Source organism: Geodermatophilus sp. SYSU D00758 (assembly GCF_054049955.1).
Window position 1 is genome coordinate 121,769 of sequence record NZ_JBJGYK010000010.1, and the last position, 13,757, is coordinate 135,525.

12 protein-coding genes are annotated in these 13,757 nt (G+C 76.3%); 2 read left to right on the forward strand and 10 right to left on the reverse strand.

The window, feature by feature from the left end; all coding sequences use genetic code 11:
- Positions 1 to 11: 11 nt before the first annotated feature.
- The 8 genes from tpiA to uvrC form a co-directional block, all read right to left on the reverse strand.
- The gene (gene tpiA / locus ACI8AC_RS09715) at positions 12 to 863 is read right to left on the reverse strand and encodes a triose-phosphate isomerase (RefSeq protein ID WP_456897536.1); all 852 of its coding nucleotides are present in this window, start codon (positions 861 to 863) and stop codon (positions 12 to 14) included.
- Positions 863 to 2,068 (reverse strand): phosphoglycerate kinase, encoded by a 1,206-nt coding sequence (locus ACI8AC_RS09720; protein WP_456897538.1) that lies wholly within the window; start codon positions 2,066 to 2,068, stop codon positions 863 to 865. Before ACI8AC_RS09720 ends, tpiA begins: the two co-directional genes overlap by 1 nt.
- Positions 2,069 to 2,073: 5 nt before the next feature.
- Positions 2,074 to 3,081, reverse strand: coding sequence for a type I glyceraldehyde-3-phosphate dehydrogenase (gap, locus tag ACI8AC_RS09725; RefSeq protein WP_456897540.1), 1,008 nt, complete (start codon positions 3,079 to 3,081; stop codon positions 2,074 to 2,076).
- A 73-nt stretch (positions 3,082 to 3,154) separates the two neighbouring features.
- Entirely contained in the window at positions 3,155 to 4,873 is a 1,719-nt protein-coding gene (locus ACI8AC_RS09730) for a diguanylate cyclase (RefSeq protein WP_456897542.1), read from the reverse strand.
- Between the two features lie 287 nt (positions 4,874 to 5,160).
- The gene (whiA, locus tag ACI8AC_RS09735; protein ID WP_456897544.1) at positions 5,161 to 6,141 is read right to left on the reverse strand and encodes a DNA-binding protein WhiA; all 981 of its coding nucleotides are present in this window, start codon (positions 6,139 to 6,141) and stop codon (positions 5,161 to 5,163) included.
- Positions 6,132 to 7,184 (reverse strand): gluconeogenesis factor YvcK family protein, encoded by a 1,053-nt coding sequence (locus ACI8AC_RS09740; protein ID WP_456897546.1) that lies wholly within the window; start codon positions 7,182 to 7,184, stop codon positions 6,132 to 6,134. Before ACI8AC_RS09740 ends, whiA begins: the two co-directional genes overlap by 10 nt.
- Positions 7,184 to 8,167 (reverse strand): RNase adapter RapZ, encoded by a 984-nt coding sequence (rapZ, locus tag ACI8AC_RS09745; RefSeq protein WP_456897548.1) that lies wholly within the window; start codon positions 8,165 to 8,167, stop codon positions 7,184 to 7,186. Before rapZ ends, ACI8AC_RS09740 begins: the two co-directional genes overlap by 1 nt.
- The gene (uvrC, locus tag ACI8AC_RS09750; RefSeq protein ID WP_456897550.1) at positions 8,164 to 10,170 is read right to left on the reverse strand and encodes an excinuclease ABC subunit UvrC; all 2,007 of its coding nucleotides are present in this window, start codon (positions 10,168 to 10,170) and stop codon (positions 8,164 to 8,166) included. The genes rapZ and uvrC overlap by 4 nt, the downstream gene beginning before the upstream one ends.
- 489 nt (positions 10,171 to 10,659) lie before the next feature.
- On the opposite strand from uvrC, the gene ACI8AC_RS09755 reads away from it, so the two are divergent.
- The gene (locus ACI8AC_RS09755) at positions 10,660 to 11,364 is read left to right on the forward strand and encodes a hypothetical protein (RefSeq protein WP_456897552.1); all 705 of its coding nucleotides are present in this window, start codon (positions 10,660 to 10,662) and stop codon (positions 11,362 to 11,364) included.
- A 57-nt stretch (positions 11,365 to 11,421) separates the two neighbouring features.
- A complete protein-coding gene (locus ACI8AC_RS09760; protein WP_456897554.1) occupies positions 11,422 to 12,312 on the forward strand; it encodes an alpha/beta fold hydrolase in 891 nt (296 codons plus the stop codon).
- 3 nt (positions 12,313 to 12,315) lie between these two features.
- On the opposite strand, the gene ACI8AC_RS09765 is transcribed toward ACI8AC_RS09760, so the two are convergent.
- Both ACI8AC_RS09765 and ACI8AC_RS09770 read right to left on the reverse strand, forming a co-directional pair.
- Positions 12,316 to 13,242, reverse strand: coding sequence for an alpha/beta fold hydrolase (locus ACI8AC_RS09765; RefSeq protein ID WP_456897556.1), 927 nt, complete (start codon positions 13,240 to 13,242; stop codon positions 12,316 to 12,318).
- Positions 13,243 to 13,331: 89 nt separating this feature from the next.
- Entirely contained in the window at positions 13,332 to 13,655 is a 324-nt protein-coding gene (locus tag ACI8AC_RS09770; RefSeq protein WP_456897558.1) for a hypothetical protein, read from the reverse strand.
- Positions 13,656 to 13,757 lie beyond the last annotated feature (102 nt).

A 13,757-nucleotide genomic window follows, 5' to 3' on the forward strand; every position in this document is an offset into this window, starting at 1 on the left:
GGCGGCGGCGGTCAGCTGCCGTCGGCCGCTGTCCGACAGATCTGCGTGAACTCGTCGGCGTCCAGGCTGGCCCCGCCGACGAGCGCTCCGTCGACGTCCGGCCCGGCCAGGATCCCGGCCGTGTTCGCGGCCTTCACCGACCCGCCGTAGAGGATACGGACCCTTGAGGCCGTCTCGGGGCCGAAACGCTCGGCGAGCCGTGACCGCAAGGCAGCGCACACCTCCTGGGCGTCCTCGGGGGTGGCCACCTCCCCCGTCCCGATCGCCCACACCGGCTCGTAGGCGATGACGAGGGTGCCGTCGCCCGGGTCGCCGCCCGTGCCCCCGCCCGCGGGGCCGATGCCGGTCAGCTGCGCCGCCGTCAGCCCCTCGAGCGCCGCGTCGAGCTGGGCGGTGCAGTGCGGCACGTGCTGCCCGGCCCGCCGGACGTCGAGCCCCTCGCCCACGCACAGGACCGGCACCAGCCCGTGGTCGAGGGCCCTGCGCACCTTGGCCGCGACCACGGCGTCGTCCTCGCCGTGCAGCGCCCGCCGCTCCGAGTGGCCGACGACCACGTACCGGCAGGCCAGTGCGGCCAGCATCGCGCCGCTCACCTCGCCGGTGTAGGCGCCGGAGTCGTGCACCGAGAGGTCCTGGGCCCCGTAGCCGACGTCGAGCTTGTCACCGGTGACCAGCGTCTGCACGCTGCGCAGCGCGGTGAACGGCGGCAGGACGACGACCTCGGCCGCGGCCAGCTCGCGCTCCTTGAGGGAGAACACGAGCTTCTGCACCAGGCCGATGGCCTCCAGGTGCGTGAGGTTCATCTTCCAGTTTCCGGCGATCAGCGGACGGCGCCCCTGCCGCGGGGCCGGGGTGCGGGCCATCACGCGTCCCCCCGCTCGGCGAGGACCGCGAGACCGGGCAGCTCCCGGCCCTCGAGGTACTCCAGCGACGCGCCGCCGCCGGTGCTGATGTGCCCGTAGGAGGCCTCGTCGAGCCCGAGCTGCCGGACGGCGGCCGCGGAGTCCCCGCCGCCGACGACGGACAGCCCGTCGACGGCCGCGACGGCTTCGGCCACCCCGCGGGTGCCGGCCTGGAAGGGGGCGAGCTCGAACACGCCCATGGGCCCGTTCCAGAACACGGTGCGGGCGCCGCCGAGCTCCCGGCCGAAGGCCTCGACCGTGCGCGGGCCGACGTCGAGGCCCTTGAGGTCGTCGGGGATGGCGTCGACCGGGACCACCGTGGTCTCGACCTCCGCGCCGAGGTCGGCGGCGCACACCACGTCGAGCGGCAGCACGATGCGGTCCCCCGCCTCGGCCAGCAACCGCCGGCAGGTCTCGACCTGGTCCTCCTCGAGCAGCGAGCCGCCGACGCCGTGCCCCTGCGCCCTCAGGAAGGTGAAGCACATCCCGCCGCCGACCAGCAGCCGGTCCACCTTGGGCAGCAGCGCCTCGATGACGGCGAGCTTGTCGCTGACCTTCGAGCCGCCGAGGACGACGACGTAGGGACGCTCCGGGTCGGTGGTGAGCCTGCGGAGCACCTCCAGCTCGCGGGCCACCAGCCGACCCGCGACGTGCGGGAGCCGCAGCGCGACGTCGTAGACGGACGCGTGCTTGCGGTGCACCGCGCCGAACGCGTCGTCGACGTAGGCGTCGGCCAGGGCGGCGAGCCGGTCGGCCAGGCCGCCCCGCTCGGCGTCGTCCTTGCTGGTCTCGGCCGCCTCGAAGCGGACGTTCTCCAGCAGCAGCACCTCCCCGTCGCCGAGGGCCTCGGCCCGGGCGCGGGCGTCGTCGCCGGCGACGTCACCGGCCAGCGGCACCGTCGTGCCCAGCAGCTCACCGAGCCGCGCGGCGACCGGGGCCAGCGAGTACCGCGGGTCCGGGGCGCCCTCGGGGCGGCCGAGGTGGGCGGTGACGAGCACCCGCGCGCCGGCGTCCCGGAGCGCCTGCAGGGTGGGCAGGCTGGCCCGGATGCGGCCGTCGTCGGTGATCGCCCGGGTGGTCTTGTCGAGGGGGACGTTGAGGTCGGCGCGCACCATCACGCGCCGGCCGGCGACCCCCTCGGCGAGCAGGTCGTCGAGGGAGCGCATCGGGGCTACAGCGAGCGACCGACGAGCTCGACGGAGTCGACCAGCCGGTTGGAGTAGCCCCACTCGTTGTCGTACCAGCCCAGCACCTTGGCCATCGGGCCGAAGACCTTGGTCAGCTTCGCGTCGTAGATGCAGGACGCCGGGTCGGTGACGATGTCGGAGGAGACGATCGGCGCGTCGGTGTAGCGCAGGACGCCGGCCAGCGGCCCCGACGCGGCGGCCTCGCGGTAGGCGGCGTCGATGTCCTCGGCCGAGGCCTCGCGGCTGAGCTGCACCGTGAGGTCGGTGGCCGAGCCGGTGGGCACCGGGACGCGGACGGCGTACCCGTCGAGCTTGCCCTGCAGCTCGGGGAGGACCAGGCCGATGGCCTTGGCCGCACCGGTCGACGTCGGGACCATGTTGAGGGCGGCGGCGCGGGCCCGGCGGAGGTCCTTGTGCGGGCCGTCCTGCAGGTTCTGGTCGGCGGTGTAGGCGTGGATCGTGGTCATCAGGCCGCGCTCGATGCCGAACGCGTCGTTGAGCACCTTGGCCAGCGGCGCCAGGCAGTTGGTGGTGCAGGACGCGTTGCTGATGATCGTCTGCGAGCCGTCGTAGCGGTCGTCGTTGACGCCCATGACGATGGTCAGGTCGTCGCCGGTCGCCGGCGCCGAGATGATGACCTTCTTCGCCCCGCCCTTGTCGACGTGCTTGCGGGCGTCGTCGGCCTTGGTGAAGAAGCCGGTCGACTCGACGACGACGTCCACCCCGAGCTCGCCCCACGGGAGGGCGGCCGGGTCGCGCTCGGAGAGCACCTTCACGGTGTTCCCGCCGACCTCGATGCCCTCGGGGGTGGCCTTGACGTCCTCCGACAGCACCCCGAGGACGCTGTCGTACTTGAGCAGGTGCGCGAGGGTCTCGGGGCTGGTGAGGTCGTTCACCGCCACGATCTCGACGTCCTTGCCGCTGGCGACGGCGGCGCGGTAGAAGTTGCGGCCGATCCGGCCGAAGCCGTTGATGCCCACCCGTACGGTCACTGCAGACCTCCACTGTCGGTCGACGCGGTCAGTCGGAGCCCGCACGAGCGCGCGGACCCGCTCCGCGACGACCCTAGCGGTCCCCGCGGAGGCCGGCCCCGGCCGGGCGGGGAGCCCGCGCCGCCGGCATGCACCCGCCGGCCACCGGCTCCGCGAACGCCCCCGCCGGCGCGGCGACCGGGAGGACGTCCGCAGGCCGTGCGGCCACCACGCGATCCCGCCCGCCGGCCTTGGCCGCGTACAGCGCGCGGTCGGCCTCCACCAGCAGCGCCGCCGGGGACGTGCCGTCGTCCGGCCGCACCGCGACCCCGACGCTCACGGTGACCCGCAGCCGCTCCCCGGCGAGGACGTGCGTGGTCGCGGCGACGTCGCGGCGCACCTGCTCGGCCCGCCGCACGGCCTCGGCGCGACCGGCGCCCGGCAGCACCAGCAGGAACTCCTCGCCACCGAGGCGCGCGACCGTGTCCCCGTCCCGGACGGCGGCCGCCAGCCGCCGGGCCACGGCGACGAGGACGGTGTCGCCGGCGGCGTGCCCGTGGCGGTCGTTGACCCGCTTGAAGTGGTCGACGTCGACGGCGAGGAGGGCCAGCTGCCCGTGCCGGGGACCGTCGGCGGTGAGGACCCGGTCGAGGTACCGGCGGTTGTGCAGGCCGGTGAGCGGATCGCGGACGGCCTCCTCGGCGAGCTCGGCGCGCAGCCGGTCGATCTCGTGGACGCGTTCGGCCAGCTCGCGGTTGAGGTCCTCGACGGCCCGCTGCCGCGCCTGCTGCTCGCTGACGTCGCGCACGACGAGGATCCGGCCGAGCGGGCGGCCCCGGGGGTCGCTGACCGGGGTGTCCCGGACGTCGAGCCAGAGCCCCGGCCGGATCTCGGCGAGTCGGGAGCCCTCGCGGCGCTCGACCCGGTCGAGGGCGGCGGTCGCCCGCTCCCCCGCGACCTCGGCCAGCGGCCGGCCGACCAGCTCCCCCTCGCCGAGGCCGGGACGCAGGGCTCGCAGCAGGCGCCGGGCCGCGGGGTTGAGGTCGACGAGCAGCCCGGCGGGGTCCTCGACCAGGACGGCGTCGGGCACGGTGTCGACGACCTGCTCCCGGGCCACCGGGACCAGCCGCAGCAGGCCCAGCCGGAGGAGCGCCCAGCAGTCGACCAGGCCGGTGACCGCGAAGAACACGGGGGTCACGTCGACCCCGCTGCCGGCGGGCTGCACCACGACCGCCAGCACGTTGCCCGCGGTCGAGAGCAACCCCGAGCCGATCAGGACGGCGACCTGCCGGCGGAACGGCCCCGTCGCCGTCGCCCAGCGGCGCAGCAGGTGCCAGTAGGCGACCCCGAGGACGGCGTAGGAGTAGGCGGTGTGGACGGCGAAGACCGGCCCGAAGGCGATCTCCTGGACGGCGCCGGGGCCGGCCGGTGCGAGGTCGGCCATGACCAGGTCGCGGGTCGCCGGCAGGGAGGCGGTGACCACCAGGAGCACCGGCTCGACGGCGAGGAGGGCGGCCGTCCGGCGCGCGGGCCGCCAAGAGGGGTCGGCGACGGTGCGGGCCAGGGCGTGGATGCCGACGACGACCACGCCGACCGAGGCGAGCAGGACCGGCGGGTAGGCGCTGCGGACCGCGTCGGTGCCCACCGTGTGCAGCAGCGCGTCGGCGGCCGACCACGTCGCGGTGGCGGCCATGGTGACGGCGAGGGCGGTCGCGGCCGGGGTGCGGTGGCGCCACCGCCAGGCGAGGACCGCGGTGACCACCGCGACGCCGGTGGCGGCGGCGTAGACCAGCGCCCAGCCCTGGGAGGTCATCGTGGTGGCTCCTCGGTCGACCGGCGGCGGTCGGGTGCCCGCCGTGCCCTCTTCGTCGACCACTGCGCCACCGGCCTCGACCCCGCCTGCCCCCTCGGGGGGAGGCCACCGCCGGCCGGCCCCTGTCAGGCGCCCGGGCCGCGGCCCCGTCCAGGGCCCCGCCCTGGGCCCGGTGACCTGCTGGAACGGCCCCTGCAGGGCCCCGCCGCGAGCCTGGTGACGTGATGGAGCGGCCCCGTCCAGAGCCCTGCCCTGAGCGCGCGAAGGGTGGGGAGGACGGGGTCCTCCTACTGGGCCAGCATGTCCTCGGTGACGACGGACTCGGTGTCCGGGATCCCCAGGTCCTTCGCCCGCTTGTCGGCCATCGCCAGGAGGCGGCGGATCCGGCCGGCCACGGCGTCCTTGGTCATGGGCGGGTCGGCCCGCTGGCCGAGTTCCTCCAGCGACGCCTGGCCGTGCTCGAGCCGGAGCCGGCCGGCGACCAGCAGGTGCTCGGGGGCGTCCCCGGCGAGGATCTCCAGCGCCCGCTCCACCCGCGCGCTGGCGGCGACCGCGGCGCGCGCGGAGCGGCGCAGGTTGGCGTCGTCGAAGTTGGCCAGCCGGTTGGCCGTGGCCCGGACCTCGCGGCGCATCCGCCGCTCCTCCCAGGCGAGGACGGCGTCGTGGGCGCCCATGCGGGTGAGCAGCGCGCTGATCGCGTCGCCGTCCCGGACGACGACCCGGTCGGCGCCGCGCACCTCGCGCGCCTTGGCCGCGATGCCCAGCCGCCGGGCGGCGCCGACCAGCGCCATGGCCGCCTCCGGGCCCGGGCAGGTCACCTCCAGCGAGGAGGACCGGCCCGGCTCGGTGAGCGAGCCGTGGGCGAGGAAGGCGCCGCGCCAGGCGGCCTCGGCGTCGTTGAGGCTGCCGGAGACGACGGCGGGCGGCAGGCCGCGGACCGGCCGCCCGCGCTGGTCGACCAGGCCGGTCTGGCGGGCCAGGCCCTCCCCGTGCTTGGCGATGCGCACCAGGTAGCGCACCCCGCGGCGGATGTTGCCGCCGGCGAGCACGCTCACGCCGCTGGTGTAGCCGTAGACCTCGCTGATGTCGCGGCGCAGCCGGCGGGCCACCGACCCGGTGTCCAGCTCGGCCTCGATGACCACCCGGCCACCGACGATGTGCAGCCCGCCGCTGAAGCGCAGCAGCGCGGTCACCTCGGCCTTGCGTTCGGACGTCTTGGTGCACTCGACCCGCGAGAGCTCGTCCTTGACCATCGCGGTCATCGCCATGTCCGGCGTCCCCTCTCCCCCTCGTACCGGCCCGGTGCCGCGCTCTCCGGTACCCGGCCGTCCACGTCCATGCCCCGGCCCGCCCCCACGGCCTGCTCGAACGCCTCGGCGAGACGGACCGGGTCGTGTCGGGGCGCGCCGCCGGGCTCGGCCACGGGAGCCAGGACCAGCTCCGCGCCGCACCCGTGCACAGCAGTTAGGAGACCACAGCGGTCAACAACCGACTCCGCATCCGCGATCACGGTGTGCAACGCCACACCGCCCAGGTGGGCGTTCAGCACCGCCAGGTGCTCCTCCGGGCCGAACCCGTCCGTCTCCCCGGGCTGCGCCTCCAGGTTGAGGACGACGACCACCCGGGCGCGGGTGGCGGCCAGCGCGGCCCGCAGCCTCGGGACGAGCAGGTGGGGCAGCACGGAGGTGTACCAGGAGCCGGGCCCCAGGCAGACGACGTCCGCCGCGGCGATGGCCTCGGTGACCGCCGCGTTGACCGGCGGGTCGGCCGGGGCGACCAGGATGTCGCGGACGTGCCCGGGCGTGGTGGCGATCGCCACCTGGCCCCGGATGGTCCGCACCCTGGCGGGGTCGTCGGGGTCGACGCTCTCCACGGTGGCGACCAGGTCGAGCGGGACGTCGGCCATCGGCAGCACCCGCCCGCAGGCGCCGAGCAGCCGGCACAGGTCGTCGAGGGCGCGGACGGTGTCCCCGCCGTGCATCTCGGTCAGCCCGGTGAGCACCAGGTTGCCGACCGGGTGCCCGGCGAGCACGCCGGTGCCGCCGAAGCGGTGCTGGAGCAGCCGGGTCATCTGCCGCGTGCCGTCGCCCTCACCGGCCAGGGCGGCCAGGGCCATCCGGAGGTCGCCGGGGGGCAGCACGGGCATCTCGCGACGGATCCGGCCGGAGGAGCCGCCGTCGTCGGCCACGGTGACCACCGCGGTCAGGTGGGGGGTGATCCGCCGCCAGGCGGCCAGCGAGGCGGCCAGGCCGTGGCCGCCCCCGAGGGCGACGACCCGCGGTGCGGTCGCCGGGTGGGTCGGGGCCGCCACTACTCGCGGCCCAGGTCGCGGTGCTGCACGGTGGTCGCCGTCCCGTCGGCCGACAGCCGGCGGGCGAACTCCTCGGCGATCGCCACGCTGCGGTGCTTGCCGCCGGTGCACCCCACCGCCAGCGTGAGGTAGCGCTTGCCCTCGCGGCGGTAGCCGGGGATGAGCAGGCGCAGCACGTCGGTGTAGCGGTCGAGGAAGGGGGCGGCCGCCTCCTGCCCGAGCACGTAGTCCCGGACGTCGGGGTCCTGCCCGGTGTGCGGTCGCAGTTCCGGCAGCCAGTGCGGGTTGGGCAGGAACCGCGCGTCGACCACCAGGTCGGCGTCCAGCGGCAGGCCGTACTTGAAGCCGAAGCTGAGCACGGTGGCCGTCAGGGGCGGCGCCTCCCCCCCGCGGGCGAAGGCGTTCTCCAGGGTGGCCCGCAGCTGGTGCACGTTGAGGTCGCTGGTGTCCACCCACAGGTCGGCCTCGCCCGCGATCCCGGTGAGCAGCTCCCGCTCGGCCGCGATGCCGTCGATCAGCCGGCCGTCCCCCTGCAGCGGGTGCTCCCGGCGGACCGACTCGTAGCGCCGGACGAGCACCTCGTCCCGGGCGTGCACGTACACCACCCGGGGCCGGTGACCGGCGTCGGCCAGCACCCGGATCGCCTCCTGCAGGTCGCTGGAGAAGGCCCGGCTGCGGACGTCGACGACCGCGGCGAACCGGCGCACGTCACCGCGGGCGCCGAGGTCGACCATCGGCATGAGCAGCGCCGGCGGCAGGTTGTCGACGACGAACCAGCCGAGGTCCTCCAGGACCCGTCCGGCGCTGTTCTTGCCGGCCCCGGACAGGCCCGTGACCACGACGACGTCGAGCGGCTGGGTCTCGGTGGACGTCGGGTCCGCGGCCGGCGGGACGTCGGTCTGCGGGTGCCCCGGGGTGCCCCGCGGGGTCGCCAGGTGCGGCCCGCTGCCGTCCGCCACAACCGCGTCCGGCCGCTCGGTCACGAGGCCACCAGCCCGGCGCCGGCGCCATCCCGGTCGGCCGTCCCGCGCCCGGCGGCCGGTCCACCCTCCGGGGCGCCGTCCTCCGGCGCGGCGGCCGGCTCGGCGACCGCCGCCCGCACCGCCTCGGCGGTCCGCCGACCGATGCCGGGCACGGCCATCAGCTCCTCGAGCGTGGCGGCCCGCAGCCGCTTGAGGGACCCGAACTGCTTCATCAGCGCCTTTCGCCGCGTCTCCCCGAGACCGGGGACGTCGTCCAACAGGGAGACCAGCATGGTCGTGGACCGCTTCTGCCGGTGGTAGGTGATCGCGAACCGGTGGGCCTCGTCGCGGACCCGCTGCAGCAGGTACAGCGCCTCGGAGGTGCGGGGCAGGATCACCGGGTCGCCCTCGTTCGGCAGCCAGACCTCCTCCATCCGCTTGGCCAGGCCGCAGACGGCGACGTCGACGATCCCCAGCCCGTCGAGCGAGCGGGCCGCGGCGGCGACCTGGGGGGCCCCGCCGTCCACCACCAGCAGGTTGGGCGGGTAGGCGAACCGGCGCGGCCGGCCCTCCTCGGCCGCCACGCTCTGCTCGCTGACCCGGTCGGCCTCCTCCTTGAGGTGGCGCGCGAAGCGCCGCCGGACCACCTCGGCCATGGCGGCGGTGTCGTCGGTTCCGTTCGTGACGCTGAACCGGCGGTAGTCGGACTTCTTGGCCAGGCCGTCCTCGAAGACCACCATGCTGGCCACCACGTCGGTCCCCTGGACGTGGCTGATGTCGATGCACTCGATGCGCAGCGGGGCGTCGGGCAGCTCCAGCGCCTCCTGCAGCTCCTGCAGCGCGAGGGATCGGGCGGTCAGGTCGCTGGCCCGCTTGACCCGGTGCCGGGCGAAGGCCTCCTTCGCGTTGCGCTCCACCGTCTCCAGCAGGGCCCGCTTGTCGCCGCGCTGGGGCACCCTCAGCGAGACCCGGGAGCCCCGCAGCTCGGTGAGCAGCTCCTCGTAGACGTCGGCGTCGTCGGGCAGCTCGGGGACGAGCACCTCCCGGGGCACCGCCTCCCCTGCCTCCCCGACGCCGGTCGCCTCGTCGACCCCGCCGTAGACCTGCAGCAGGAACTGCTCGACCAGCTCGCCGGTGGTGACCTCCTCGACCTTGTCGACGATCCAGCCGCGCTGGCCGCGGACCCGCCCGCCGCGGACGTGGAAGACCTGCACCGAGGCCTCGAGCTCGTCCTGCGCGAAGGCGACGACGTCGGCGTCGGTGCCGTCACCGAGGACGACGGCCTGCTTCTCCAGCGCCCGCTTGAGGGCGCCGAGGTCGTCGCGCAACCGGGCGGCCTTCTCGTACTCCATCGCCTCGGCGGCGGCGGCCATCTCGCGCTCCAGGCGGCGGACCATCTGGTCGGTGCGGCCGGCCATGAACTCGACGAAGCCGTCGACGATCTCCCGGTGCTCCTCGGCGGAGACCCGGCCGACGCAGGGCGCGGCGCACTTGCCGATGTACCCGAGCAGGCACGGGCGGCCGATCTGCCCCGCGCGCTTGAAGACGCCGGCGGAGCAGGTGCGGGCCGGGAAGACCCGGGTGAGGGTGTCGAGGGTCTCGCGGATGGCCCAGGCGTGCGCGTAGGGGCCGAAGTAGCGGACACCCTTCTTCTTCGGGCCGCGCATCACCTGCAGCCGCGGGTACTCCTCGTTCAGCGTCACGGCCAGCGACGGGTAGCTCTTGTCGTCGCGGTAGCGGACGTTGAACCGCGGGTCGTACTCCTTGATCCAGTTGTACTCGAGCTGGAGGGCCTCGACCTCGGTGCCCACGACGGTCCACTCGACGCCGGCGGCCGTCGTCACCATCTGCCGGGTGCGCGGGTGCAGGCCGGCCACGTCGGCGAAGTAGCTGTTCAGCCGCTGGCGCAGGCTCTTGGCCTTGCCGACGTAGATGACCCGGCCGTGGGGGTCGCGGAACCGGTAGACGCCCGGGCTCTCGGGGATGCTGCCGACCGCCGGTCGGTACGTGGACGGGTCGGGCATGCGGTCCAAGATAGGTCGGGGGGCCGACGCTCCGCCGGGCCCCAGGGCCCGGTGTGGCACGAGTGGCCCCCGGGAGGCGCGCCGGCCGCCGGACGGGCGAGGATGGCCGTGCGCCCGAGCCGGGGAGGCGTCACCGACCCGACCCCGAGGACCCCTCGTGATCGGCGTCCCTGGCTGCCCCGGACAGCAGCCTGACGCTGCTGCGCGAGGGCTGCACCTTCGTCTCCCGCCGCTGCGACCGCCTCGGCAGCGATGCCTTCCGGACCCCCCTGGTGCTCCGGCCGGCGGTGTGCGCCCGGGGCGCCGAGGCCGCCCGGTTGCTCTACGGCGGCGACCGGTTCACCCGCCGGGGCGCCTTCCCCCCGACGGTGCTGCACCTGCTCCAGGACGAGGGCGGCGTCCGGTGGCTCGACGGCGCCACCCACCGGCACCGCAGGCAGGTCCTCGTCGACCTGCTGCAGGCCCGGCCGCGACCGGGGGGCCCACCTGGTGGAGCGCGAGCGGCACCCGGCGGTGCGCCGGTGGCAGGCGGCCGGCCGGGTGGTGCTGTTCGACGCGCTCGACGAGCTGCGCACCCGGGTCGCCGCCGCGTGGGCCGGCGCCCCGCTCGAGGGTGCGGAGCTGCACCGGCACGCGCGGGAGGTGGCGGCGATGCGCACCCGGGCCGGCGACGTGGGCCCGGCCGACTGGTGGGCCCAGTGGCTGCGCGCCCGCGCCGGGCGGTGGGCCCGCACCGTCGTCGAGGACGTGCGCGCCGGGCGGCGCACGCCGCCGGAGGGCAGCCCGGCCGCCGTCCTCGCCCGGCACCGCACGCCGCAGGGGGCGCTGCTCGACGTGCCGGTGGCGGCGGTGGAGCTGCTCGACGTCGTCCGGCCGATCGCTGCGGTGGGCCGGTTCGGGGTGTACGCCGCGCTCTCGCTGCTGCGCCACCCGCAGTGGCGGGGGGCCTTCGCCGCCGTCGCTGGTAACGCAGGGCTCGGGGGACTTCCTCGCTGGCCAGCGCTGCCCGGGCGAACCGATGACCGAGGCGCTGCTGGCCCGCACCGTGCAGCTGCTCACCCCGGCCACCCGGTACGACGTCGCCGCGCAGGACCCGAGCGTGAGCCTGCGGCGGATCCCCGCCCGCCCGCGGGAGGACTTCGTGGTCGACCGGGTCCGGCCGGCGGGGTGAGCGGGCGCGCCCGGGGTCGTTGACACCTCCCGCGGGTCGGTCGAGCCTGGTCCCGCACGGGGCTCGAGGGAGGGCCGGCCATGGGGCAGCACGTCCGTGCGGGGGCGCTCGACACCTGGACCGAGCAGGTCGGCGCGGGCCCCGACGTCCTGCTGATCGGTGGCGCCGGGGACACCGTGGAGTCCTGGCAGTTCCAGCTCGACCGGCTGGCCGACCGGTACCGGCTGACCGCGTTCGACACCCGCGGGGCCGGCCGGACGGCGATGCCCGACGGCCCGGTGACCGTCGCGGTCCTGGCCGACGACGCCGCCGGCCTGCTCGACGCCCTGGGGATCCGGTCGGCCCACGTCGCCGGCTTCTCCGGCGGCAGCATCGTGGCCCAGGAGCTGGCGGTCCGCCGTCCCGACCTGGTCCGCAGCCTGGTGCTGCAGAGCACCTGGCCGGTGCCCGACGTCTACTTCCGGACGTGGCTGCGGTTCGCCCGGTGGCTCGTCGCCGCCGCCCCCGGCGAGCGCGCGTTCCTCGAGTACTTCTTCCTCGACATCTACACCGCGCGGGCGCACGACGACGGCACGGTCGCCGCGTTCATCGACGAGGTGCTGGCGTTCCCCCACAAGCAGGCGCCCGGGGACCTGAAGCACTACCTCGACGCGTTCATCGAGGACGACGCGGCCGACCGCCCGACGCGGATCACGGCGCCGACGCTGGTCCTGGCGGGCGGCGTCGACGCGGCCGCCGGGACCGAGCTCGGCCGGGCCGTCGCGGCGGCCGTCCCCGGCGCGCGGTTCGAGGTCTGGGAGACCGAGGCGCACCAGCCCTTCCAGGAGGTGCCCGACCGCTGGAACGCGCGTGTGGACGAGTTCTGGCAGCAGGTCGAGGGAGGGCGGGGGGCCTCGCCGGCGCCGCGCACGGCTCCCGACGAGGAGCGGCCCTCCCCCGACCGCCCGCCGGAGTCGGTGGGCCGGGCCTGACCCTCAGCCGAGCCGCCCCTCCAGCCAGGCCAGCAGGTCGGCGGTCACCTCGTCGCGGTTGGTCTCGTTGAACACCTCGTGCCGCGCCTCGGGGTAGAGCCGCAGCTCCACCGGCAGCCCGCGGGCGCGCAGCCGGTCGGCGAGCGCGGTGACCTGCGCGGCGTCCTGCCCACCGACGGGGTCGGAGCGGCCGGCGAGCAGCAGCACCGGCAGCCCGTCGGGCAGCGCGGCGATCGCGCCCTCGCCCGCGACCCGGACGATCAGGTCGAACATCGCGGCGCCGTAGCCGTAGGTGGGCGGGACGTCGTCGCCGCACAGCGGGTCGGCCAGGTAGGCGTCGACCTCGGCCGGGTCGCGGCTGAGCCAGTCGTAGGGGGTGCGGGCCGGCTCGAAGGGCGCGTTGAAGCCACCGAGGGCGTCCATCGCCGTGTCGCCCATCCCGCCGGCGACCGCGCCCTCCAGCTGGGGCACGACCTCGGCGAGGTTGTCGGCCACGCCGATCGCGCCGGAGAGCGCCAGCCCGGCCAGGCCGGCGCCGTCGCGCTGCGCCGAGGCGAGGGCGACGGCGGAGCCGAGGGAGTGGCCGAGCAGGAACGCGGGCACACCGGGGTGGTCGGCGGACAGCCGCTCCTGCAGGTCGCGGACGTCGTCGAGGACGGCCTCCCGGTCGACGCCGGCGCCGAACCGGCCCGGACCGGTGGACTCGGAGCTCCGGCCGTGGCCGCGCTGGTCGAGCGCCCCCACCGCGAGGCCGCGCGCGGTGAGCGCCCGGGCCAGCCGCTCGTAGCGGCCGGCGTGCTCGGAGAGCCCGTGCACCACCTGGACGGTGCCGCGGACCTCCCCGTCGGGGCGCCAGCGGCGCTCGGCGAGGCGGGCGCCGTCGGGGCGCTCGGTCCAGGTGACGGGGGCGGTGCTGGCATCGGCGGTCACGGGGCCTCCTCGGACGTCGTCGTCGGCCCCCGGCCTACCGGGCACCGGTCCGCGCGGCAAGCCGGGAGGGCGCGCCCCGCACCGCGGGGTCAGGCGCGGCGGGCGCCCGCCCAGGAGCCGGGGACGGCGACCGGGCCGCGCCGGGCGGCGGCCGTCCGGCGTCCCGCGCGGAGGACCCGACGGGCCAGCAGCAGCCCGCTGGCGAGCGCGACACCCCCGGCGAGCACCGCGCCGGTCCCGGCCAGGACCAGCGCCAGCCCGAGGACCGCCACGAGCACGACCGCGGACCCCCGGCCACCCCCGCCGCGCACCGGGCCACCGGTGACCGGGCACGTCCGGGACATGTCCGGGTCGCAGGCCGGGCCGAGGGGTGCCACCGGGGCCCCCGGGGGCTCGGAGCGGACAGCACGCACGGGCGTCTCCTCTCGCCGAGGACCACGCCATGCCGGGCACCGAGCCGGGCGGTGACGTCGGTCACACCGGAGGGTAGGGGGCGGCCCGCTCCCGGCTCAAGC

Bases quoted from the DNA above. Each gene is read 5' to 3' on its own strand.
- whiA (WP_456897544.1), bottom strand. From the start codon at position 6,141: ATGGCGATGACCGCGATGGTCAAGGACGAGCTCTCGCGGGTCGAGTGC.
- ACI8AC_RS09730 (WP_456897542.1), bottom strand. From the start codon at position 4,873: ATGACCTCCCAGGGCTGGGCGCTGGTCTACGCCGCCGCCACCGGCGTC.
- ACI8AC_RS09760 (WP_456897554.1), top strand. From the start codon at position 11,422: ATGGGGCAGCACGTCCGTGCGGGGGCGCTCGACACCTGGACCGAGCAG.
- ACI8AC_RS09720 (WP_456897538.1), bottom strand. From the start codon at position 2,068: ATGCGCTCCCTCGACGACCTGCTCGCCGAGGGGGTCGCCGGCCGGCGC.
- tpiA (WP_456897536.1), bottom strand. From the start codon at position 863: ATGGCCCGCACCCCGGCCCCGCGGCAGGGGCGCCGTCCGCTGATCGCC.
- uvrC (WP_456897550.1), bottom strand. From the start codon at position 10,170: ATGCCCGACCCGTCCACGTACCGACCGGCGGTCGGCAGCATCCCCGAG.